Annotated in this window: 20 protein-coding genes and 1 pseudogene; 18 read left to right on the top strand and 3 right to left on the bottom strand. The window is 72.2% G+C overall.

The window, feature by feature from the left end; translation table 11 throughout:
- The first annotated feature begins 51 nt into the window (after positions 1–51).
- From H300_RS0123645 to H300_RS28940, 4 genes and pseudogenes are all read left to right on the top strand, one after another.
- Positions 52–891: a Scr1 family TA system antitoxin-like transcriptional regulator gene (locus H300_RS0123645; RefSeq protein WP_028429365.1), complete on the top strand. Its 840-nt coding sequence runs from the start codon at positions 52–54 to the stop codon at positions 889–891.
- A 52-nt stretch (positions 892–943) separates the two neighbouring features.
- A complete protein-coding gene (locus tag H300_RS0123650; protein WP_028429366.1) occupies positions 944–2401 on the top strand; it encodes an aldehyde dehydrogenase family protein in 1458 nt (485 codons plus the stop codon).
- Between the two features lie 165 nt (positions 2402–2566).
- Positions 2567–3142, top strand: coding sequence for a DinB family protein (locus H300_RS0123655; protein ID WP_028429367.1), 576 nt, complete (start codon positions 2567–2569; stop codon positions 3140–3142).
- 90 nt (positions 3143–3232) lie between these two features.
- Positions 3233–3852: pseudogene (locus tag H300_RS28940) on the top strand (PadR family transcriptional regulator).
- A 150-nt stretch (positions 3853–4002) separates the two neighbouring features.
- On the opposite strand, the gene H300_RS28945 reads toward H300_RS28940, so the two are convergent.
- On the bottom strand, positions 4003–4953 hold the full coding sequence (locus H300_RS28945; protein ID WP_051270344.1) for a DUF368 domain-containing protein: 951 nt from the start codon (positions 4951–4953) through the stop codon (positions 4003–4005).
- Between the two features lie 162 nt (positions 4954–5115).
- Here H300_RS28945 and H300_RS0123670 point away from each other — a divergent pair, with 162 nt between their 5' ends.
- Entirely contained in the window at positions 5116–6777 is a 1662-nt protein-coding gene (locus H300_RS0123670; RefSeq protein ID WP_028429368.1) for a threonine/serine exporter family protein, read from the top strand.
- Between the two features lie 107 nt (positions 6778–6884).
- Here H300_RS0123670 and H300_RS0123675 read toward each other — a convergent pair whose 3' ends face one another.
- Positions 6885–7376 carry an inorganic diphosphatase gene (locus H300_RS0123675; RefSeq protein ID WP_028429369.1) on the bottom strand — a complete coding sequence of 164 codons (492 nt, stop codon included), beginning with the start codon at positions 7374–7376 and terminating at the stop codon, positions 6885–6887.
- An 86-nt stretch (positions 7377–7462) separates the two neighbouring features.
- Here H300_RS0123675 and dacB point away from each other — a divergent pair, with 86 nt between their 5' ends.
- The 10 genes from dacB (at position 7463) to H300_RS0123725 (ending at position 18479) form a co-directional block, all read left to right on the top strand.
- On the top strand, positions 7463–9064 hold the full coding sequence (dacB, locus tag H300_RS0123680) for a D-alanyl-D-alanine carboxypeptidase/D-alanyl-D-alanine endopeptidase (protein WP_028429370.1): 1602 nt from the start codon (positions 7463–7465) through the stop codon (positions 9062–9064).
- A gap of 77 nt (positions 9065–9141) precedes the next feature.
- A complete protein-coding gene (locus H300_RS0123685; RefSeq protein ID WP_028429371.1) occupies positions 9142–10344 on the top strand; it encodes a zinc-dependent metalloprotease in 1203 nt (400 codons plus the stop codon).
- A gap of 308 nt (positions 10345–10652) precedes the next feature.
- The gene (gene tilS / locus H300_RS0123690; RefSeq protein ID WP_028429372.1) at positions 10653–11888 is read left to right on the top strand and encodes a tRNA lysidine(34) synthetase TilS; all 1236 of its coding nucleotides are present in this window, start codon (positions 10653–10655) and stop codon (positions 11886–11888) included.
- 48 nt (positions 11889–11936) lie between these two features.
- Positions 11937–12476 (top strand): hypoxanthine phosphoribosyltransferase, encoded by a 540-nt coding sequence (gene hpt, locus H300_RS0123695; RefSeq protein WP_037981782.1) that lies wholly within the window; start codon positions 11937–11939, stop codon positions 12474–12476.
- A 192-nt stretch (positions 12477–12668) separates the two neighbouring features.
- A complete protein-coding gene (gene ftsH, locus H300_RS0123700; RefSeq protein ID WP_028429374.1) occupies positions 12669–14714 on the top strand; it encodes an ATP-dependent zinc metalloprotease FtsH in 2046 nt (681 codons plus the stop codon).
- 130 nt (positions 14715–14844) lie between these two features.
- Entirely contained in the window at positions 14845–15450 is a 606-nt protein-coding gene (folE, locus tag H300_RS0123705) for a GTP cyclohydrolase I FolE (protein ID WP_028429375.1), read from the top strand.
- 97 nt (positions 15451–15547) lie between these two features.
- Complete coding sequence (folP, locus tag H300_RS28950; RefSeq protein ID WP_199779255.1) at positions 15548–16456, top strand: dihydropteroate synthase; 909 nt, start codon at positions 15548–15550, stop codon at positions 16454–16456.
- 407 nt (positions 16457–16863) lie between these two features.
- Positions 16864–17223: a dihydroneopterin aldolase gene (gene folB / locus H300_RS0123715; protein WP_028429376.1), complete on the top strand. Its 360-nt coding sequence runs from the start codon at positions 16864–16866 to the stop codon at positions 17221–17223.
- Positions 17220–17816, top strand: coding sequence for a 2-amino-4-hydroxy-6-hydroxymethyldihydropteridine diphosphokinase (gene folK, locus H300_RS0123720; RefSeq protein WP_028429377.1), 597 nt, complete (start codon positions 17220–17222; stop codon positions 17814–17816). The genes folB and folK overlap by 4 nt, the downstream gene beginning before the upstream one ends.
- A 168-nt stretch (positions 17817–17984) precedes the next feature.
- The gene (locus H300_RS0123725) at positions 17985–18479 is read left to right on the top strand and encodes a DUF3180 domain-containing protein (RefSeq protein ID WP_028429378.1); all 495 of its coding nucleotides are present in this window, start codon (positions 17985–17987) and stop codon (positions 18477–18479) included.
- A gap of 83 nt (positions 18480–18562) precedes the next feature.
- Here the strand turns inward: H300_RS0123725 and H300_RS0123730 are convergent, their stop codons facing one another.
- Entirely contained in the window at positions 18563–19729 is a 1167-nt protein-coding gene (locus H300_RS0123730; protein ID WP_028429379.1) for a betaine/proline/choline family ABC transporter ATP-binding protein, read from the bottom strand.
- A 40-nt stretch (positions 19730–19769) separates the two neighbouring features.
- On the opposite strand from H300_RS0123730, the gene H300_RS28955 reads away from it, so the two are divergent.
- From H300_RS28955 to H300_RS0123745, 3 genes are all read left to right on the top strand, one after another.
- Positions 19770–20453 (top strand): ABC transporter permease, encoded by a 684-nt coding sequence (locus H300_RS28955; protein WP_037981763.1) that lies wholly within the window; start codon positions 19770–19772, stop codon positions 20451–20453.
- A gap of 5 nt (positions 20454–20458) precedes the next feature.
- Complete coding sequence (locus tag H300_RS0123740; protein ID WP_028429380.1) at positions 20459–21175, top strand: ABC transporter permease; 717 nt, start codon at positions 20459–20461, stop codon at positions 21173–21175.
- Positions 21176–21306: 131 nt separating this feature from the next.
- Positions 21307–22281 (top strand): ABC transporter substrate-binding protein, encoded by a 975-nt coding sequence (locus tag H300_RS0123745; RefSeq protein ID WP_051270411.1) that lies wholly within the window; start codon positions 21307–21309, stop codon positions 22279–22281.
- Positions 22282–22348 lie beyond the last annotated feature (67 nt).

A 22348-nucleotide genomic window follows, 5' to 3' on the forward strand; every position in this document is an offset into this window, starting at 1 on the left:
GTATATCCGGTGACAGGCGCTGACAGCGGGGCAAACGGTTCGAGCGGTTCCATGGTGCGACGTATCCTGCTCGGCTCCCAGCTGCGGCGTTTGCGGGAGTCCCAGGGCGTGACGCGGGAGTCGGCCGGCTATTCCATCCGCGCCTCCGAGTCGAAGATCAGCCGGATGGAGCTGGGCCGGGTGAGCTTCAAGCCCCGGGACGTGGCCGATCTGCTCACCCTCTACGGTGTGACCGCGGAGGCCGACCGCGAGCCGCTGCTGAACCTGGCCCGGGAGTCCAGCGTGGCCGGCTGGTGGCACCGGTACACCGACGTGCTGCCGTCCTGGTTCCAGACCTACGTCGGGCTGGAAGGTGCCGCCTCCGAGATCGACACCTACGAGGTGCAGTTCGTGCACGGGCTGCTCCAGACCGAGGCCTACGCCCACGCGGTGGTGACGAGCGGGCACCGGCTCGGTACGCCGGGCGAGGAGATCGACCGCCGCGTCGCCCTGCGCATGGAGCGGCAGAAGCTGCTGCTCCAGGAGAACGCGCCGCGGCTGCGCTGCGTGGTCGACGAGGCCGCCCTGCGGCGCCGGTTCGGCAGCCGCGCCGTGATGGACGAGCAGCTCGACCACCTCGCCCGTCTGTCGGAGCATCCCCACGTGACGCTCCAGGTGGTGCCCTTCGAGCGGGGCGGGCACCCGGCCGAGAGCGGTGCCTTCACCCTGCTGCGGTTCCCCGAGCCGGAGATCCCGGACGTGGTGTACCTGGAGCAGCTCACCGGCTCGCTCTACCTCGACAAGTCCGAGGAGGTGGCCGAGTACGCCGGAGTGCTGGAGCGGCTTTTCACCAACAGCCTGGACCCGGCGGCCACCCGGGACCTTCTGCACCGAACACGTCAACTCGCGTGAAACACAAGTACGATGACGTGCCCTCATATGTCCGCCACCCCGGAGGAACGGCATGCCCAGCTTTACGGATCTGGCGCTTCAGTACATCGACGGTGAATGGCGTCCCGGAACGGGCTCGTGGGACATCATCGACTTCAACCCGTACGACGGCGAGAAGCTCTGCTCGATCACGGTCGCCACCGCCGAGGAGATCGACCAGGCCTACCGGGCGGCCGAGCGGCACCAGCGCGCGTGGGCGGCCACCAACGCGTACACGCGTCGCGCCGTCTTCGAGCGCGCGCTGCGCCTGGTGGACGAGCGCGGGCAGGAACTCACCGAGCTGATCATCACCGAACTCGGCGGCACGCGGACCAAGGCGGCGTTCGAGCTCCACCTCGCACGGGAGTTCCTCCGCGAGGCGATGCAACTCGCCCTGCGGGCCGAGGGCAGGATCCTCCCCTCGCCGGTGGACGGCCGGGAGAACCGCGTCTACCAGGTACCGGTGGGTGTGGTCACGGTGATCTCTCCCTTCAACTTCCCCTTCCTGCTCTCCCTGAAGTCGGTCGCCCCGGCACTCGCGCTGGGGAACGCGGTGGTCCTCAAGCCGCACCAGAACACCCCGGTCTGCGGGGGCACGCTGGTGGCCTCCCTCCTGGAGGAGGCCGGGCTCCCCAAGGGGCTGCTCAACGTCGTCGTCACCGACATCGCAGAGATCGGCGACGCGCTCCTGGAGCACCCGGTGCCGAAGGTGATCTCCTTCACCGGCTCCGACAGGGTCGGCCGGCACGTGGCGACCGTCGCGGCGAGCCACTTCAAGTACGCCGTGCTCGAACTGGGCGGCAACAGCGCACTCGTGGTGTTGGACGACGCGGACATCGACTACGCGGTCGACGCGGCGGTGTTCAGCCGGTACGTGCACCAGGGCCAGGTCTGCATGGCGGCCAACCGGATCATCGTCGACCGCGGCGTCCTCGCCGAGTTCACCGAGAAGTTCGTCGCCAAGGTCCGCGGTCTGAAGGTGGGGGACCCGCAGGACCCGGAGACGGTGATCGGGCCGCTGATCAACTCCGGCCAGGCGGAGCGCATCACCGCGGTCGTCGAGCAGGCGGTGGAGGCCGGCGCGACCGCGCTGCTGCACGGCGAGGTGGAGGGCAACCTCGTTTCGCCCTCGGTGCTCACCGACCTCCCGGCGGACGCCCCGGCCCTGTCCGAGGAGATCTTCGGGCCGGTCGCCCTGATCATCCCGGTCGACGGCGAGGAGGAGGCACTGCGCGCTGCCAACAACACGCCGTACGGGCTCAGCGGGGCGGTGCACACCGCGGACGTCGAGCGCGGGGTCGCCTTCGCACAGCGCGTGGAGACCGGCATGATCCACGTGAACGACTCGACGGTGGCGGACGAGCCGATCGTCCCGTTCGGCGGGGTCAAGCACTCCGGGCTCGGCCGGCTCAACGGCGAGCACTTCGTGAACTCCTTCACCACCAGCAAGTGGATCAGCGTCCAGCACGGCCGCAGCGGTTTCCCCTTCTGACGCGCCGTTCCGGTCCCGGGCACCGGCTCTCGGGCCTCTCGCCGCCGATCCCCGGGCCTCTCCGGTCCCTTGCGGACCGTAACGGTCCGCAAGGGACCGTAGCGTCGGCCTGGCGGTGGAGCGAATTCCTCGCTCGGGAGAGCCGCGAAGTCGAGAGGCCGTCCCATGCCCACTCCTGTCATGCCCGAGAACCACGGTGACGAGCGCGGCGCGCTGCTCGGCTACCTCGCGGCGCAGCGCGGCGGAGTCCGCCGCGCCCTGCACGGCCTGTCCGAGGAGCAGGTGCGCAGCGTGCCGAGCGCCAGCGAGCTGTCCCTGGCCGGAGTCCTCAAGCACGTCGCGCTGGGGGAGCGGAGCTGGATCCGCACCATGCGCGGCGTCGAGTGCTTCGATTTCCACGACCCCGCGGCGATGAGGAAGGCGGCCGCGACCTTCGTCCCCGGCGGCGAGGAGACGGCCGTGTCGGTGCTGGAGTGCTACGAGGAGGTGGCCCGGGAGACGGAGGAGGCCGTGCGCGCACTGCCCTCGATGGACGAGCTGTTCACTCTCCCCTCCGCCCCGTGGGACGAGGGCGGCCCGCGCTCGTGGCGCTGGGGCCTGCTGCACCTCATCGAGGAGACCGCGCGGCACGCCGGCCACGCGGACGTCATCCGGGAGACGATCGACGGCAAGGGCGCCTTCGACCTCGTCTTCGAGACGGGTGCACTCGTCGAGCCGGACTGGAGTGCTTACGAGTCCTGAGGCCCTCCCCGGCGGCGCCCGGCCGCGTACGGGCACCCGCGTAGGCTGGCGCCGGACCAGGACCCGTAGAGCGGAGTAGCGGGAGGAACGATGTCGGCGATCCGGCTGCCGGTGCTGGGCTCGGTGCGTCAGCACGGTCGGGCGCACGGCTGCACCGTCCGCAACGACCTGGAGTTCTGGGGGCCCACCAGTGGTCCCCGGCCAAGCCGGGCTCCGTTTACCACGCGCTCAAGCGACTGGCCCGGCAGGGCATGCTGCACGCGCACGATGTCGCGCCGAGCACCGCGGGCGGACCGCCGCGCATCGAGTACGAGCTCACCGGGGCCGGGGAGGCCGAGTTCACGGCGCTGCTGCGGCACGCCCTCACCGCGGTCGACGAGAAGCCGGACGTGCTCACCTCCGGGGTCGGCTTTCTCGTCGACCTCCCTCGCTCCGAGGCGGTGGCGCTGCTGCGGCAGCGGGTCGCCGCGCTGGAGGCCTGGCAGGCCGAGATCGCCGAGCACCGGACCCCGGAGGGCGCCACTCCACGGGAGTGGGGACCCATCGGCGAGGTCATGAGGCGGTGGGCGCACACCGTGGAGAGCGACGCCCGGTGGACGCTCGGTCTCATCCGACGGCTGGAGTCGAGGGCCCATGTGATGGCGGGTGAGGGCGAGCGGGAGCCGACGGTGCTCCCGGAGGGAGTCCGCAACCCCTTCGCCGCCGGGTGACTCGCCCCCGCCGGAGCTGACGCGCCACGGACGACCGACGCGCCCGGAACGGCCGCCGGACGGCGGCGCACCGGAGCACGGAACGTCAGCGGCCCGCCTCCTGCGCGGAGAGCGGGCCGCCGGGGCGCGGAACGCGGGACGCGCGCCGGGTCAGACGCGGGCGTGCCGGCGCCGGGCCGGGGGCTCGTCCTCGGTGCTCTCGTCGGGGCGGTGGGAGGCGAACCGGTGTTCGACCAGGATCACCGTCACCACCAGGACGAAGCCGAAGGCCATCAGACCGAAGGTCGGGACGATCCCCTCGCCGGGGGCGAAGAGGTTGCGGTCCTCGTCCTGCCAGGGCCACAGCGCCCGGACGGAGCCCGCCATCAGGCCCGTCATCACCACGAGGGTCAGGTGGTGGTGGGTCTCCAGCAGCCACTTGAGGATCTTGACGAACACCGCGAGTCCCAGCACGCAGCCCGCGCCGAAGGAGCCGAGCAGGAGGAGGTCGCGGTCGTTGGCCGCGTCGATCACCGGCTCGTACAGGCCCAGCGTCAGGAGGATGAAGGAGCCGGACAGCCCCGGTAGCACCAGCGCGCAGATCGCCACCGAGCCGCCCAGGAACACCGTCAGCGGGCTCACCGGGGCCTGCGCCGGTGGCAGACCGGTCAGCACGTACGCCGCCACGGCCACCACCAGCGCGATCAGGTAGTGGGTGCCGGTCCAGCGCTGCCCGGAGTGCGAGTAGGGCACCCAGAGCGAGGCCAGGACCAGGCCGAAGAACAGCGCATAGGCGTACTGCTGGTGGTCCTCCACCAGCGGCGCCACCAGCGCCGCGCCCAGCACCAGCGCGGCCGCCATCCCGACCAGCAGCGGGACGAGCACGCCCCAGTCCACTCTGCGGAACTCCGCACCGGCGCGCGAGATCCCCCGCCCGCGCGAAAGGTCGGCGAACGCGTAACGTACGCCGGTGGTGAGGAAACCCGCACCGCCGATCAGCTTCTCGTAGACCCCGACAATGAGCGCGACGGTGCCGCCGCTGACGCCCGGCACCACCTCGGCAGAGCCGATGAGGGAACCCCGGAACACATTGAACAAGCGGGTGCCGACCGTATTCGCCATGATCTCCTGTTTCCCCGGGTACTCCGTCAGGCGGTGAAGCAGGGCTCATCCTATGCTTCGGCAGACGGGGCCCCGGAGGGGTGCCGCCCCGCCTCCCGCGGCCGCCGGACCAACTGCGAGAGCCGGCGGCAGCACACGCACGGAACAAGGAGACAGTCAGAAGTGGTCGGGGACTCGCAGCGGAACCAGAACGGCGCGACCGGCGAGGGCGGTGAGCCCTCCGACGACACCAAACCCGTCTCGGACGAGGCGCGCAGCGCCTTCACCCCGCCGCTGGGTGTTCCGCTCCCGCCGCCCCCCGAGGAGGAGCACCCCACCTCGGAGTTCACGGTGCCGGAAGGCTTCCGCGCCCTCTCTGCGGAACCCCAGGGGAGCAGCTTCACGTACACGCCCGCCCAGGGCATGCCGATGATCAGCACCCTGCTGACGCCGAACGCCCCCTGGCAGGACCGGATGCGCACGATGGTGCGGATGCCGCTGGCCGAACGCCCGGCGCCGGAGCGCGCGCCGCGCGGCGAGGACGAGTCGGGCCCGGCCGTCCCCCGGGTGCTCGACCTCACCCTGCGTATCGGCGAGCTGCTGCTCGCCGGTGGCGAGGGGGCGGAGGACGTGGAGGCGGCGATGTTCGGTGTGGCCCACGCGTTCGGGCTGGACCGCTGCGAGCCGACCGTCACGTTCACCCTGCTGTCCGTCACGCACCAGCCCTCTCTGGTGGACGACCCCGTGACGCTCAGCCGCACGGTCCGTCGCCGCGGCACCGACTACACCCGGCTGGCCGCGGTCTTCCGGCTGGTCGACGACGTCACTTCGGGCGACGTGACGCCGGAGGAGGCCTACGGCCGCCTGGCGGAGATCCGCAGGAACCGGCACCCCTTCTCCAAGGGCACCCTCTCGCTGGCCAGCGGACTGCTGGCGGGAGCCGCGGCGACCCTGGTCGGCGGTGGCGTGACCGTCTTCGTGCTCGCCGCCATCGGCGCGGTGCTCGGCGACCGGCTGGCCTGGATCGCGGCCGGCCGCGGGCTGCCGGAGTTCTACCAGTTCGTGGTGGCCGCCATGCCGCCCGCCGCGATCGGCGTCGCGGTCGTGCTCAGCGCCGACTGGGTGCCCACCGATCTGCGGGCGTCCGCGGTGATCACCGGCGGCCTGTTCGCCCTGATCCCCGGGCGGGCCCTGGTCGCGGCGGTGCACGACGGGCTGACCGGCTACTACATCACCGCCTCCGCCCGGTTGCTGGAGGTCGTCTACCTGATCGTCGGCATCGTCTGCGGAGTGCTGGGCGTCCTCTACGCGGGCAAGCTGGTCGGGGCCGAGCCCGATCCGGAGGGTGGCGGATCGTTTGAGCGTCCGATGGTCCAGCTCTTCGCCGCGATGCTGCTGGCGCTCGCGTTCTGCGTGCTGCTCCAGCAGGAGCGCAGGACGGTCGTCTGGGCGACGCTCAACGGCGGCATCGCCTGGCTGGTCTACGGGACGCTGGCCAACACCGCCGGCCTGGACCGGGTGCCCGCCACGGTCGTCGCGGCGGGGATGGTGGGCCTGTTCGGGCAGCTGATGTCGCGCTACCAGTTCGTGTCCGCGCTGCCGTACATCACCGCGGCCATCGGGCCGCTGCTCCCCGGCAGCGCGACCTACTACGGGCTGCTCGGCATCGCCCAGGGGCACCTCGACCGCGGCTTCGAGAACCTCGCCGCCGCCGCGGCACTCGCGCTGGCCATCGCCATCGGAGTAAATCTCGGTGGCGAACTCGCCCGGCTGTTCATCAAGTCCCCCGGGGTCGAGACCCCACTCCCCGGCCGCCGCGCGGCCAAGCGCACCCGGGGGTTCTGACGCCGCCCCGGCCCGGTCCGGCGCCCGCCGCCGACCGGGGCCCGGGAAGGCACGCGGCCGGTGGGGGAGCCGCGGCTCCCCCACCGGCCGGCGGCGTCCGCAGAGGCTCAGTGGCCGCCGTTCGCCTCAAGCCGCTTCACCGAGGCCTCGACCTCGGCCTCGGCCTCCGTACGGCCCACCCAGTCGGCGCCCTCGACGGACTTGCCGGGCTCAAGGTCCTTGTACACCTCGAAGAAGTGCTGGATCTCCAGCCGGTCGAACTCCGAGACGTGGTGGATGTCCCGCAGGTGCTCCACCCGCGGGTCCGACGAGGGGACGCACAGCAGCTTGTCGTCGCCGCCTGCCTCGTCGGTCATCCGGAACATGCCGATGGCGCGGCACTTGATGATGCAGCCGGGGAACGTCGGCTCCTCCAGCAGGACCAGGGCGTCCAGCGGGTCGCCGTCCTCGCCGAGGGTTCCGTCGACGAAACCGTAGTCGGCCGGATACACGGTGGAGGTGAACAGATGACGGTCCAGGCGGATGCGTCCGGTCTCGTGATCCACCTCGTACTTGTTCCGTGAACCCTTCGGGATCTCGATGGTGACGTCGAACTCCAAGGGAGGCTCCTCCGTGATCAACACATGTGTCTGGTGGTTAAGTGTCCCCCACGCAGGTGGGTGCTCGCGAAAGGGGCTGGTCCGAGGTGTCGGGCAATGCCGGGAACAGGTGGAACCGCTCGCGCGACGAGGCCGTGCGGGCCCTCCGGCTGCGCCGGCGGAAGGCGCGGTACGTCTGGTACGTCCGCTCGGCGCCGGCCGTCCGGCGGCTCCGGTCAGCCCCGCCGCAGACCCGGCGCACCTGGCAGCTCACGGCGGGTTCCGTCGCGGTGGGGCTGACGGTCGCCCTGACCGCGGTGACGGTCGCGGGACCGTGGGACTCGGGTCAGCGTACGGCCGAACGCGCCCGAGCGGCCGAATTCGGCTCCGACAGTGGCGCGCACCACACCGGCGCGAACCCGGCGGCCCCCGGTGACGACGCCCGCCTCGGCGGCCCCGGCGACCTGCCCGCCGCGCTGCTCGACTCCGCGCCCAGCGCGCCGCCCGTCCTCGGCGCGGCCGAGGACGGTGCGCCGCCCGCCCGCGGGGCACTGCGGAAGAAGCTGGCACCGCTGCTCGGGGACCCCGCGCTCGGCACGGTCCGCACCGCCTCCGTGCGGGATGCGGTCACCGGTGAGGAGCTGTTCCGGGACGACTCCGGCAAGGCGCTCACCCCCGCCTCCACCGTCAAGCTCGCCACCGGCGCCGCCGCCCTCACCGCGCTCGGCGCCGACCACCGGCTGACCACCCGCACCGTGTGGGACCCGCTCGAGCGCCGGGTGCTGCTGGTGGGCGGCGGCGACCCGACGCTCACCGACGAGCAGCTGGCCGCCCTGGCCGACCGGACCGTGGCGGCACTGGAAGAGCGCGAGCTGCGCCCCCGCGGCGTGGGCTACGACACGTCCCGCTACGACGGCGACTCGGCCCACCCGATCGGCGTCAACGACAACATTGCGCCGATCACACCGCTGATGCTGAACGCCGCCCGGCTGGACGACAGCCAGTACGGGCCCGCTCGGCGGGCGGCGGACCCGGCCGCGGACGCCGGCGCCCGCTTCGCCGAGCTGCTCGCCAGGCGGCTCCCCGGCCGGGACGACGGTCCCCCCGAACCCGCCGTGCAGGCCACCGCGCCGCAGAAGGCCGAGGAGCTTGCCGCTCACCGCTCCGCCCCGCTGTCCTCGCTCGTCGAGCGGACCCTGACGCACAGCGACAACGACCTCGCGGAGGCGCTCTTCCGCGAGGTCGCCCTGGCGGCGGGCGAGCCCGCCGACTTCGCCGGCGGCGGCAGGGCCGTCCGGGCGGAGCTGAAGAAGCTCGACCTGCCGCTGTCCGGCGCCAGGTTCGCTGACGGCAGCGGGCTGAGCCGCGCCGATCAGGTCTCCGCCCGCTTCCTCACCGCCCTGCTGGACCGCGCCGGGGATTCCGACCGCCCCGAACTGGGTCCGCTGCTCAGCGGGCTGCCGGTGGCCGGGTTCACCGGCACCCTCGGAAGCCGGTACACCGCGGAGGACCGGGCCGCGGGCGCGGGGGTCGTGCGTGCCAAGACCGGGACCCTCACCGGTGTCGACGCACTGGCCGGCACCGTGGTGGACGCCGACGGCCGGCCGCTCACCTACGCCTTCCTGTCCAGCGGCAGCACCGACCCGTCCGCCGCCAGAGCGGTGCTCGACCGGCTCGCCGCGACGGTCGCGGGCTGCGGCTGCCGCTGACGGACGCGTCCGGCCGCAGCGCCCGCCGGGGCCGGGGAACGCTGTGCCCGTCGGCGGTGAACCCGTACCGTGAACTCATGACGAGCTTCGGTGGTACGCAGATGGTCGACTGGAATCTCGCGGCTTCGACCGCGACCCGGCTGGTCCGGCCGGGGCCCGAGGTGAGTCGCCAGGAGGCCGCGGCGGTGGTCGCCGAACTGAGGCGGCACGCCAGGGCGTCCGAGGCGCACGTGCGGGCCTTCACCGGCCTCACGCCGGTCGGCGAGGCGGCGGACACCCCCGTGCTGGTGGTCGACCGTGCCGGCTGGATCCGCGCCAACGCGGCCGGGTTCCGCGAGCTCCTCTCGCCGCTCCTGGGCAGGATGCGCGAGCGGCGCTCGTCGTCCCCGGGCGGCATGGTGATGGGAGCGGTCGGCGGGAAGGTGACCGGCGTGGAGGTCGGCATGCTGCTGTCCTTCATGGCCTCCCGGGTGCTGGGCCAGTACGAGACCTTCGCCCCTGTCACGCCGGAACTGCCGGGGGCGCCCGGCGGGGCCGGGGGCAGGCTGCTCCTCGTCGCGCCGAACATCGTGCACGTCGAGCGCGAGCTGGGTGTGGACCCGCACGACTTCCGGCTCTGGGTCAGCCTGCACGAGGAGACGCACCGCACCCAGTTCACCGCGGTGCCCTGGCTGCGCGACCACCTGCGCGGCGAGATCCAGTCCTTCCTCACCGAGACCGAACTCGACCCCTCCACCCTGATCGAGCGGCTGCGGGAGGCGATGCAGTCCGTCACCGGCGGCCGTGCGGACACCGGCACCGGCGCGGAGGAGGGCGCCGCGGACGGCGGAGGCGCCGACGGGACGGGCCAGGCGGCCGCCACGGAGCCACGGAAGGCGTCGGGCGGACGCAGCTTCGTCGACCTGATGCAGAGCCCGGCCCAGCGGGAGATCCTCGACCGCGTCACCGCCGTGATGTCGCTGCTGGAGGGGCACGCCGACTACGTCATGGACGGGGTCGGGCCGCAGGTGGTGCCCTCCGTGACGGAGATCCGGGAGAAGTTCCAGAAGCGCCGGCAGGCGGGGGCGAGCCGCCTCGACCAGGTGCTGCGGAAACTGATCGGCCTGGACGCGAAGCTCCGCCAGTACCGTGACGGCGAGCGGTTCGTGCGGGCGGTGGTGGACGAGGTCGGCATGGACGGCTTCAACCGGGTGTGGACCTCCCCGAACACACTTCCCACCAAGGCGGAGATTGCCGACCCGGCGGCTTGGGTGGCCAGGGTGCACCAGACGGCCGAATGATGAGCCCGAACGACCGGTGAATCACCCTTCCGAGGGACCGTGAGGAGCCGTGGTCGCGTGCGATGCTCGGAGGAGTAGCGCTTCTCTGTCACCATCGTCGCACCCAGCGTGACGAAGGGGTCGCGGGGTCCGGTCGGCAGTGCCGGAGACCGAGGCGGTCCGGGGCCCGGGCCCCGGCAGCCGCCAGGTGTTCTGGTGCCACCACCGTGCCCGAGCTGTTCTCTCCCCGTTAGACACCGAGCTCCATACGACCGAACCGGCCGACGGCCAGCCGTCCGACCGGTCGCTCCCGAGGAAGTGAAACGGACATGGGTCCTCATCCCGCGGTCGCCGCGATACGCCTGGCGGTTCGCCGCGTTCTCCACGACGTGCTCGAAGAAGCGCTGCACGAAGCCCCCCGCCGGTCCGCCGGCCGCGGCCCCGTCGGCGGTGACCGCCCCCTGGTACTGGTCGCCTGCTCGGGCGGCGCCGACTCGATGGCACTGGCCTCTGCCCTCGCCTTCGAGGGCCGCCGACTCCACGTCCGCTGCGGCGGGGTCACGGTCGACCACGGCCTCCAGCCCGGTTCCGAGCTGCGCGCCGCCGAGGTGGTCGGGCGGCTCGGCGAGCTCGGTCTCGCCCCGGCCGAGGCGGTCGCGGTGGTGATCGGCCGGGACGGCGGCCCGGAGGCCGCCGCCCGCGACGCCCGCTACGCCGCCCTCGACGAGGCGGCCGAGCGGCTCGGCGCCGCCGCCGTCCTGCTCGGCCACACCCGTGACGACCAGGCCGAGACGGTGCTGCTCGGGCTCGCGCGCGGCTCCGGCACCCGGTCGCTGTCCGGCATGGCCGCGGTGTCCGGCTCACCCGCCGGCCGGCCGGACGCGGGCCGCCGGTACCGCAGGCCCTTTCTGGGCGTGGACCGCCAGACCACCCGCAAGGCGTGCATGGTGCAGTCCCTGCCGGTGTGGGACGACCCGCACAACACCGACCCCGCCTTCACCCGCTCCCGGGTCCGGCACGAGGCGATGCCCACCCTGGAGAAGGCCTTGGGCAAGGGTGTGACGGAGGCCCTGGCGCGCACCGCCCAGCTCTCCCGGGACGACGCCGACGCCCTCGACGCCTGGGCGGCGGAGGCGGAGCGCGCCGTCCGGATACCGGAGCCCTCGTCCGAGGACGCGCCCCCCGTTCCCGGCCCGGCACCCTCCGCTCCCGTGCCCGCGGGCTCCGCCCCCGCTTCGGGCTTCGCCCCCGCTCCGGGGCCCGCGTCCGGGGCGGACGTCTCCCCGTCGGGCTCGCGGCCGCTGCCCGGCGGCAGTCGCGTGCCCGGGGCGGCCCGGCTCGACGTCGTCCGGCTCCACGCGTTGCCGTCCGCCGTGCGCCGGCGGGTACTCCGCCGCGCGGCGATCGCCGCGGGCTCACCCGCCGGCTCGCTGTTCGCCCGCCACATCGAGGAGACGGACCGGTTGGTCACCGGTTGGCGCGGCCAGCGGGCGATCAATCTGCCCGGGCGCGTCGAAGCCCGTCGGCAGGGTGGCACACTGGTCATTCGGCAGAGCGACGACTGAGCGCGCATCCGAGCGACGAGCGAGAGCAGCAGGGTGGACGACAAGGACATGGGTGCCGACCTGGAGTCGGTCCTCATCACCAAGGAAGAGATCGACGCGAAGCTGGCCGAGCTGGCCGCGCAGATCGACGCGGAGTACGCGGGCAGGGACCTGCTCATCGTGGGAGTCCTCAAGGGCGCCGTGATGGTGATGGCGGACCTTGCGCGGGCCCTGGCCTCGCCGGTCACGATGGACTGGATGGCGGTGTCCTCCTACGGCGCCGGCACCCAGTCCTCCGGGGTGGTGAGGATCCTCAAGGACCTGGACACCGACATCAAGGGCCGGGACGTCCTCATCGTCGAGGACATCATCGACTCCGGGCTGACGCTCTCCTGGCTGCTGTCGAACCTGGGATCCCGGGAGCCGGCCTCGCTGAACGTCTGTACGCTGCTGCGCAAGCCCGAGGCGGCCAAGGTGGCGATCGACGTCAAGTGGGTCGGCTTCGACATCCCGAGCGAGTTCGTCGTCGGCTACGGCCTGGACTACGCGGAGAAGTACCGCAACCTGCCGTTCGTCGGCACGCTGGCGCCGCACGTCTACGGCGGCTGAGGCACGGGTGGCCGGCCGGGCGACGGGTCGAACACGGCGGGAACACTCGGAGGTCCCCCTCCGTTGGAGCAGGGGAACCAACCGTGTTGACCGCGCCCGTCGGCGACGGGCGACAATGCTGGGGTACCGTCCGAAGGTCGGTCTTTTCAACTCACTATGGCAGGAGGGACGGGGCGTCACTGCCTCGTGTGGATGGACGTGAAGCGATACTTCCGTGGGCCGGTCATGTGGATCGTGCTGGCCGTCCTCGCCGTGGTCGTGTTGATGCAGGTCGTCGGGTCATCCGAGGGCTACAAGACGGTCGACACCGGCGAGGTCGTTCAGGCGATCAACGAAAACCAGATCACATCGGCGAAACTGACCACCGGCGACGAGCAGACCATCGAGGTCGAGCTCAAGGACGGCGTCAAGATCGACGACAGTGACCAGATCAAGGCGAGCTACATCGGCGACCAGGGCGTCGACATCGCCAATTCGCTGCAGACGAAGTACCAGGACAACCAACTCAGGGACGGCTACACCGTCTCGCCGCAGGAGCAGAATCCGTTCGTCGGCTTCCTCTTCTCCTTCCTTCCCTTCCTGCTGATCATCGTGATCTTCCTGTTCCTGATGAACCAGATGCAGGGTGGCGGCAGCCGGGTCATGAACTTCGGCAAGTCCAAGGCGAAGCTGATCACCAAGGACACCCCGAAGACGACCTTCTCCGACGTGGCGGGTTCCGACGAGGCCGTCGAGGAGCTCCACGAGATCAAGGAGTTCCTCCAGGAGCCGGCGAAGTTCCAGGCCGTCGGGGCCAAGATCCCCAAGGGTGTGCTGCTCTACGGCCCGCCCGGCACCGGCAAGACCCTGCTGGCCCGTGCCGTCGCGGGTGAGGCCGGGGTGCCGTTCTACTCCATCTCCGGGTCCGACTTCGTCGAGATGTTCGTCGGTGTCGGCGCCAGCCGGGTCCGCGACCTCTTCGAGCAGGCCAAGGCCAACGCCCCCGCGATCGTGTTCGTCGACGAGATCGACGCCGTCGGCCGGCACCGCGGCGCCGGTATGGGCGGCGGGCACGACGAGCGCGAGCAGACCCTGAACCAGCTCCTCGTCGAGATGGACGGCTTCGACGTCAAGGGCGGCGTGATCCTGATCGCCGCCACCAACCGTCCGGACATCCTCGACCCGGCGCTGCTGCGTCCCGGCCGGTTCGACCGGCAGATCGCGGTGGACCGCCCGGACATGAACGGCCGCCTGGAGATCCTCAAGGTCCACCAGAAGGGGAAGCCGGTCGCCCCGGACGTCGACCTCTCCGCGGTCTCCCGGCGGACCCCCGGGTTCACCGGCGCCGACCTCAACAACGTGCTCAACGAGGCCGCACTGCTCGCCGCCAGGTCCAACGCCAAGCTGATCGACAACTCCTTCCTGGACGAGGCGATCGACCGCGTGGTGGCCGGTCCGCAGAAGCGGACCAGGATCATGAGCGACAAGGAGAAGAAGATCACCGCGTACCACGAGGGCGGACACGCCCTGGTGGCCGCGGCCTCCCCGAACTCCGACCCTGTGCACAAGATCACCATCCTGTCCCGGGGCCGGGCGCTCGGCTACACCATGGTGCTGCCGGAGGAGGACAAGTACTCCACGACGCGCAACGAGATGCTGGATCAGCTCGCGTACATGCTGGGCGGCCGTGCGGCCGAGGAGCTCGTCTTCCACGACCCCACCACCGGTGCCGCCAACGACATCGAGAAGGCGACCGCCACCGCCCGCGCGATGGTCACCCAGTACGGCATGACCGAGCGGCTGGGAGCGATCAAGTTCGGCTCCGACCAGTCCGAGCCCTTCCTGGGCAAGGAGATGTCGCACAGCCGTGACTACTCCGAGGAGGTCGCCGGGCTGGTCGACGAGGAGGTCAAGAAGCTCGTCGAGACGGCGCACAACGAGGCATGGGAGATCCTGGTCGAGAACCGGGACGTCCTGGACAACCTCGTCCTGGCGCTGCTGGAGAAGGAGACCCTCGGCAAGGAGGAGATCGCGGACGTCTTCCGGTCCATCGTCAAACGTCCGGCACGTCCGGCCTGGACGGGTTCCACCCGCCGCACCCCCTCCACCCGCCCGCCGGTCGCCACTCCCAAGGAGCTGACGCTCAGCAACGGCACCCCCAGTCTGGAGAAGGGCCGGGAGATCGGTCCGAGGGACTCCTCGGTCGCTGATTCGCTCGCCGAGTCCGTGGCCGAGCCGGAGGCCCGCCCGGAGAACTGAGTCCGGACCAGGTCCGCGGGGCAGTGGGGCTCCCTCACACCCGCACCGGAATGTCGACCGCGCCCCGCAGGATTGACGTATCCAGGGGCGCGGTCTTTTCCGTCCATACGTACGAGGAGCGAGGCAGCCGATGACCGATCCGATGACGTGGGACGGCGAGGGCCGGGTCGGCGACTTCGACGAGAAGCGGGCGGAGGACGCGATCCGCGAGCTGCTGCTCGCGGTCGGTGAGGACCCGGACCGCGAGGGTCTGCGGGAGACCCCGGCCCGGGTGGCCAGGGCTTACCGCGAGATATTCGCCGGGCTGTGGCAGCAGCCCGAAGACGTGCTCACCACCACCTTCGACCTCGGCCATGACGAGATGGTGCTGGTGAAGGACATCGAGGTGATGAGCAGCTGCGAGCACCACCTGGTCCCGTTCGTCGGCCAGGCGCACATCGGCTACATCCCGTCCGCCAGCGGGAAGATCACCGGGCTGTCCAAGCTGGCCCGGCTGGTGGACGTCTACGCTCGCCGCCCCCAGGTGCAGGAGCGGCTCACCACCCAGATCGCGGACTCGATGATGCGGATCCTCGAACCGCGCGGCGTGATCGTGGTGATCGAGTGCGAGCACATGTGCATGACGATGCGCGGCGTGCGCAAGCCGGGGGCCAAGACGCTCACCTCCGCCGTGCGGGGCCAGTTGCGCGACGCCGCCACCCGCTCCGAGGCGATGAGCCTGATCATGGCACGCTGAGCCCGCCTGGCCCCGCCGTCCCGCTGCCGCCCCTCCTGCCGGTGCCGGGCCCGCTGGAGGAGGCGGGGCAGCCCGTACGCTGGGAGCCATGTGTGCGATGCGTGCGGTCCCTCCTGCCGTGCCCGGGCTGCCGGTCCTGGACCGGTGCGCGGTGATGGGCGTGGTGAACGTCACGCCCGACTCCTTCTCCGACGGCGGGCGCTGGTTCGACACCGGCGCGGCGGTCAAACGCGGGCTTGACCTGGCCACCGCCGGGGCCGACCTGGTCGACGTCGGTGGCGAGTCCACCCGCCCCGGCGCCACCCGGGTGGACGAGGAGGAGGAGCTGCGCCGGGTGCTCCCGGTGGTGCGCGGTCTGGCCGGTGAGGGCGTCGTGGTCAGCGTGGACACCATGCGGGCCGCGGTGGCCGAGCAGGCGGTGGCCGCGGGAGCGCGGCTGGTCAACGATGTCAGCGGTGGCCGGGCCGACCCGCGGATGGTCCCGGTGGTGGCCGAGGCCGGGGTGCCGTACGTGGTGATGCACTGGCGCGGGCAGTCCGTGGACATGAACGACCGCGCCGTCTACGCGGACGTGGTCGGCGAGGTGCTGACGGAGCTGCGGGGGGCCGTCGAACAGGCGGTGGCCGGTGGCGTCGCGGCCGACCGGATCGTCGTCGATCCGGGACTGGGCTTCGCGAAGAACGCCGAGCACGACCTGGCCCTGGTGGCCTCTCTGGGACGCTTCGGCGCCGAGTTGCGGCGTCCGATGCTGGTCGCCGCCTCGCGCAAGCGCTTCCTTGGCCGCGTGCTGGTCGACGACGCCTCGGAGCCGCCGCCGGCGAGGGAGCGGGACGCGGCGACGGCCGCGGTCTCCGCGCTGGCCGCGCAGGCGGGTGCCTGGGCCGTCCGGGTGCACGAGGTACGGGCCAGCGCGGACGCCGTCCGGGTGGTACGTGCCGTGCGCCGGGCCGCGGGCGGGGCGGAGGGCCCCGCGGCGGACGCCCCGCCCGGTGGGGGAGCCGCGTGACCCGGGACTCGCCGACCGGCCCCACGACGGGCGGGGCGCCGAGCGGCGCGCGGTACGGGGCCGGGGGCACGGGGTGGTGTCCGCGCCCGGCCCGGGGTACGGGGCGGGGTCCGGGCACGGCTCGTGTCACCGGGCGTTCCGTTGGTCACCCGTTCAGAGCCCGTGGCGGGAATACCGGAGTGGCCAGGGCGGCTGACGGGTAGGGGCCGGCTGGCCGGCTTCGACACCGGGCTGCTCCATGACGGAGACTCTCCCCGGCTCACGGTGCGTGAGGCGGGGATCGCTGCGTCCCGGGGCCGTTCGCCCGGCGGGCGGGGCGCGCGCGTCCCCGCGGACGGGACACGGCGGGCGCCCGGAGCCCGTCCGGCGCCGGGCCGGATTCCAGACACGAAGGAGGGTGATGCGTCATGGACCGAGTCGCGGTGCGGGGCCTGCGGGCGCAGGGGCGTCACGGGGTCTTTCCGCGGGAACGAGAAGAGGGACAACTTTTCGTCGTGGACGTGGACATGGCAGTGGACACCCGGTCGGCGGCGGCCGGTGACGAGCTCGCCCGCACGGTGCACTACGGGGTGGTGGCCGAGGAGGTCGTGGCGGTGGTCGAGGGGGAGCCGGTCGAGCTGATCGAGACCCTCGCCCAGCGGATCGCGGACCGATGCCTGGAACACCACGCGGTGCAGGAGGTCGAGGTGGTCGTCCACAAGCCCCAGGCCCCGATCACCGTGCCTTTTGACGATGTGACCATCACTATCAAGCGGAGCCGACGATGACGCCGAACAGTGACCCGACCGTGCAGCCGGTGCCGGCTTCCGTGGTGCAGCAGGTCGACGCGGCCGACCTGACCCTCAGCAATCCGAAACGCGCTGTGATCTCGCTCGGCAGCAACCTCGGCAACCGGCTGGACACGCTCCAGGGCGCCATCGACGCGCTGGAGGACACCCCCGGCGTCCGCATCAAAGCGGTCTCGCCGGTCTACGAGACGGAGCCGTGGGGGGTGGAGCCGGGCTCGCAGCCCGCCTACTTCAACGCGGTGGTGCTGCTGAAGACCACGCTGCCCCCGGACTCGCTCCTGGAGCGCGGCCAGGCCATCGAGGAGGCCTTCGAGCGGGTGCGGGACGCGCAGTGGGGCCCGCGCACCATCGACGTGGACATCCTCGCCTACCAGGACGTCGTCTCCGAGGACCCGCGGCTCACCCTGCCGCACCCGCGGGCCCACGAGCGCGCCTTCGTCCTGGTGCCCTGGCACGACCTGGACCCGGCAGCCGAGGTGGCCGGCCGCGGCACCGTCGCCGAGCTGCTCGCGGAGGTCGGCCACAAGGGCGTGACCCCCCGCTGGGACCTGGAACTCGCACTGCCCGACTGAGCGTTCCCGGGGTGGGCGCCCGGACGGGTGGCGCCCTCGGGCAGCGATGGCATGCCGGTGGGAGCCGGCCGGTAAGCGGGCGGCGGGCGCGGCAGGCCCCTCCGCCGGACAGCCGTACGGACAGCCGTCCGGGGACGGCGCGGAGTCGAAGGTCAGCGTGGAAGAGACGTGAAACAGATTCGTATCGGCACGCTCGCCGCGGTACTCGCGGTCTCGGGTGTGCTCTCCTGGTCCGGTTCCCGGCTCTGGGACTCGGTCGGCAGCCTGCCGGCCGTTCCGGTGTTCGCCCCCGTCGTGCTGGCGCTGATCGCGTTCGTGCTGCTGGCCACTGCGCTCTCGCTGCGCTCGCGGCTGCGGGCCCAGCGCGAGCGCCGTCCGGGAGCCAAGGGCGTCGAACCGATGATGGCTGCCCGTGCGGTGGTGTTCGGGCAGGCCAGCGCGCTGGTGGCCGCGCTGGCGGCCGGTGTCTACGGCGGGATCGCGGTGTTCCTGCTGACCTCGGGGGCCACCACGGTGCCGGCCCGCGGGGAGCAGGCGCTCTACGCCGGCCTCTCGGTGGCGGCCGCGTTCGCGGTGATCGGGGTGTCGCTCTGGCTGGAGCGGGTCTGCCGGCTCCCGGATGGCCCGGAGGACGGCCAGGGTCCGCGCGGCGCCGCCGCCTGACGGCCCGCGCGGCGCCACCCGCGCGGGCGCGTTCCTGCGACTCCGGCTCCGGGGGTCTGACTCCGGCCCCGGGGTGGCCGGTGTCAGACCCCCGAGACCGTCTCCACGTCGGCCTTCTCGCGCGGTACGCCCTGCTCGTCCGCGTCGATCGAGCGCCGGAGAGCGGCGTGCAGCCGGTCGGGGGTCAGGACGCCCTCGAAGCGGTCGCCGTCCAGCACCGCGATCCAGCCGGCGTCGTGCTGGAGCATCGTGCTGAAGGCGAGCTTGAGCGAGGAGCCCAGTGGCAGCCAGGCGTCCATCCGCCGGGCGTGCGTGCGCACGGTCGTCCCGGTGGCCGAGGGGCCCGCCACGGACTCGGCGGAGACCCATCCGTGCAGGCCGCCGGAGTCGTCCAGTACCACCGCCCAGCGCACGCCCTCGGCGCGCATCCGCTCGGCGGCCCGCTCCGGGCGGTCGTCGAGTCCCACCACCGGCGGCTGCACCAGGTCGCCGCGCTCCATCGTGGTGACGGAGAGCCGCTTCAGCCCGCGGTCGGCGCCGACGAAGTCCGCGACGTACGGGGTCGCCGGGAGGCCCAGGACCTTCGCCGGCGGGTCCAGCTGCTCGATCCGGCCCTCGCCGTACACCGCTATGCGGTCGCCGAGCCGGACGGCCTCCTCGATGTCGTGGGTCACGAACAGCACCGTCTTGCGCACCTCGGCCTGGAGCCGCAGGAACTCGCTCTGCAGGCGTTCGCGCACCACCGGGTCCACCGCCCCGAACGGCTCGTCCATCAGCAGCACCGGCGGGTCGGCGGCGAGTGCCCTCGCCACGCCGACCCGCTGCCGCTGCCCGCCGGAGAGCTGGTCCGGGTAGCGGCTGCCGAAGACCGCCGGGTCCAGGCCGACCAGGTCGAGCAGTTCGGCCGCCCGCTTGCGGGCCCGGGACCGTCCGCCGCCGAGCAGCAGCGGCACCGTCGCGGTGTTGTCCAGCACGGTCTTGTGCGGGAACAGACCCACCTGCTGGATGACGTACCCGATCCGGCGGCGCAGTTGCACCGGGTCCACCTCGGAGACGTCCTCGCCGTCCAGCAGAATCCGCCCCGAGGTCGGTTCGATCAGCCGGTTGACCATCTTCATCGTGGTGGTCTTGCCGCAGCCCGACGGGCCGACCAGGGTGACCAGCTCGCCCTTCGCCACCTCGAAGGACAGCCCGTCGACGGCCGTGGTGCCGTCGGCGTAGCGCTTGGTCACACGCTCGAATCGGATCATGTGTCCCATTCTGTCAGCCGTGCGGGTTAGGGTCGCGGACGTGACTTCGAAAGGTTGTCTCGCCGCCAACCAGTGGATCTGCGGGGAGTACGTGCGCACGCGCGGCCCAGAACTCGCGGACGCGACGGTCCAGCATGTCGGCATCACGGGGGCCTCGGTGCTGCTCGGCCTCCTCCTCGCCTTCCCGCTGGCGCTGGTGGCCCGCCGCTGGGGGATCGCGTCCGGTCCGGTGCTCGGCCTCACCACGGTGCTCTACACCATCCCTTCGCTGGCGATGTTCGCCCTGCTGATGCCGCTCTTCGGTGTCTCCGTCGCGGTGGTGGTCGGAGGGCTGGTGCTGTACTCGCTGACGGTCCTGGTCCGCAACATCCTCGCCGGGCTGGACGCCGTCCCCGCCGACACCAGGGAGGCGGCCCGCGGGATGGGCTACGGGCCCGGGCGGCTGCTCCTCGGCGTCGAACTGCCGCTGGCGCTTCCCGCGCTGATGGCCGGTGTGCGGATCGCCACCGTCTCGGCCGTCTCGCTGACCACGGTCGGCGCCATCGTGGGCTACGGCGGGCTGGGCAACCTCATCTACAGCGGTATGGAGAGCTACTTCAAGGCCGAGGTGCTGACCGCCTCGGTGATCTGCGTCGTGCTGGCAGTCCTCGCCGACCTGCTGCTGCTCGGCGTGCAGCGGGTGCTGACACCGTGGACGCGGACGGCGTCCGGAAAGGCCGGGTGAGCGGCATGGGAGTCCTGGTGGACGCCTGGAGCTGGCTCGGCACCGGAGCCAACTGGTCCGGTGAGGGCGGAGCGGGCGCGCGCTTCGGGGAGCACGTCTTCCTCACCGCCGTCTGCCTGGCGCTGGCCTGCGCCGTCGCGCTGCCGGTCGCGTTGTGGCTCGGCCACCTCGGACGTGGCGGACCGCTGGCGGTGAACCTCTCCAACGTCGGCCGTGCGGTCCCGACCTTCGCCGTCCTGGTTCTGCTGACGCTCAGCCCGCTGGGACGCCACGGCGTCTGGCCGACCGTCGTCGCCCTGGTGCTCTTCGCGATCCCGCCGCTGCTCACCAACGCCTACGTCGGCATGCGCGAGGCCGACCGGGACGTGGTCGAGGCGGCCCGCGGCATGGGGATGTCGGGGTGGCAGCTGCTGCTCCGGGTGGAGCTGCCGCTGGCCTTCCCGCTGATCATGACGGGCGTCCGCTCGGCCGCCGTCCAGGTGGTGGCCACCGCCACACTCGCCGCACTGCCCGGTGGCGGCGGTCTCGGCCGGATCATCACCGCCGGTTTCCACACCTACGACACCCCGCAGGTGGTCGCGGGGGCCGTGCTCGTGGCGGGGCTGGCGCTGCTGGTGGAAGCGGTGCTGGTGCTCGTCCAGCGGTTCCTGGACCCGATGCGGGGCCGCCGGAGGGCGGAGCGGCGCGCCCCGGTGTCCGCGCCCGCGGGGAGCCCGGCGTGAGCCGCGTGGCCGCGGCTCCGCCGCGGGTGGCAGGCGTGCGGACCCCGGCAGGGGGGAAGCAGCCGGAACGACAGCAGGGGCCGCCGCCCGGCGGCCGCCGGAACTCATGCCGAGGAGCAGCAGTGATCACGATCCGCACCACGACCCGCCGCAGACTGGCCGCGACGACCGCCGCCCTGCTGGCGGCAGGGCTCACCGCATGCGGCGGCCAGAGCCTGGAGGACGAGGGCGGGGACACCTCGACGACCGGCGGCGGGGACAAGGGCAGCGTGGTGGTCGGCTCCGCCGGGTTCACTGAGTCCGAGATCATGGCCCAGATGTACGCGACCGTCCTCGCCGACGCCGGCTACGAGACCAGGGTGCAGAAACTCGCCAACCGCGAGTTGTACGAACCCGCCCTGGAGAAGGGCGAGATCGACGTGGTGCCGGAATACGCCGCCACACTCGCGGAATTCCTCAACGCCAAGGCGAACGGCGCCGAGGAGGCCGCGGCGAACCCGGTCGCGTCCAGCGATGTGGACGAGACGGTGGACGCCCTCACCGAACTCGCCGAGCCGCGCGGCCTGACGGTACTGCCCGCCGGTGGGGCGGTGGACCAGAACGCATTCGCGGTCGGCGAGGAATTCGCCGAGGAGAACGGCCTCGCGACGCTCACCGACCTGGGCGAGGCCGATCTCGGCGTCCGGCTCGCCGCCGGCGACGAATGCCCGGAGCGGCCCTTCTGCCAGCCGGGGCTGGAGGAGGTCTACGACATCGAGGTCAGCGCGCTGGACCCCAAGGGCGTCGGCACCGTTCCCGCCAAGCAGTCGGTGAAGGACGGCACCAACGACATGGTGCTCACCACCACCACGGACGCCACCCTGGAGCAGTTCGGACTCGTGCTGCTGGAGGACGACAAGAACCTCCAGAACGCCGACAACGTACTGCCCGTGGTGAACAGCGAGGACGCCGGCGACCAGGAGATCGCGGACGCCCTGGAGCGGGTCACCCGGGCGCTGACGACGGAGGACCTCACGGAGTTGAACCGCAAGGTCGACGCCGACCGGGAGAAGGCCCGTGATGTCGCCGAGGAGTATCTGCGGTCGAAGGATCTGCTGGATTCGTAACGCCACGCGTAACCGGCGGAGAACAGTTTCTTCGGCGACCTCCCGCAATACCCGTCGCACACGGTAG

The sequence above is a fragment of the Streptomyces sp. TAA040 genome (assembly GCF_000424845.1).

Coding starts and splice junctions, on each gene's coding strand:
- H300_RS0123645 (WP_028429365.1), top strand. CDS start 52: ATGGTGCGACGTATCCTGCTCGGCTCCCAGCTGCGGCGTTTGCGGGAG.
- folE (WP_028429375.1), top strand. CDS start 14,845: ATGACCGATCCGATGACGTGGGACGGCGAGGGCCGGGTCGGCGACTTC.
- H300_RS0123730 (WP_028429379.1), bottom strand. CDS start 19,729: ATGATCCGATTCGAGCGTGTGACCAAGCGCTACGCCGACGGCACCACG.
- H300_RS0123685 (WP_028429371.1), top strand. CDS start 9,142: ATGACGAGCTTCGGTGGTACGCAGATGGTCGACTGGAATCTCGCGGCT.
- H300_RS0123650 (WP_028429366.1), top strand. CDS start 944: ATGCCCAGCTTTACGGATCTGGCGCTTCAGTACATCGACGGTGAATGG.
- H300_RS0123740 (WP_028429380.1), top strand. CDS start 20,459: ATGGGAGTCCTGGTGGACGCCTGGAGCTGGCTCGGCACCGGAGCCAAC.
- hpt (WP_037981782.1), top strand. CDS start 11,937: ATGGGTGCCGACCTGGAGTCGGTCCTCATCACCAAGGAAGAGATCGAC.
- tilS (WP_028429372.1), top strand. CDS start 10,653: ATGGGTCCTCATCCCGCGGTCGCCGCGATACGCCTGGCGGTTCGCCGC.
- folK (WP_028429377.1), top strand. CDS start 17,220: ATGACGCCGAACAGTGACCCGACCGTGCAGCCGGTGCCGGCTTCCGTG.
- folB (WP_028429376.1), top strand. CDS start 16,864: ATGGACCGAGTCGCGGTGCGGGGCCTGCGGGCGCAGGGGCGTCACGGG.
- ftsH (WP_028429374.1), top strand. CDS start 12,669: ATGGACGTGAAGCGATACTTCCGTGGGCCGGTCATGTGGATCGTGCTG.
- H300_RS28945 (WP_051270344.1), bottom strand. CDS start 4,953: ATGGCGAATACGGTCGGCACCCGCTTGTTCAATGTGTTCCGGGGTTCC.
- H300_RS0123655 (WP_028429367.1), top strand. CDS start 2,567: ATGCCCACTCCTGTCATGCCCGAGAACCACGGTGACGAGCGCGGCGCG.
- folP (WP_199779255.1), top strand. CDS start 15,548: ATGCGTGCGGTCCCTCCTGCCGTGCCCGGGCTGCCGGTCCTGGACCGG.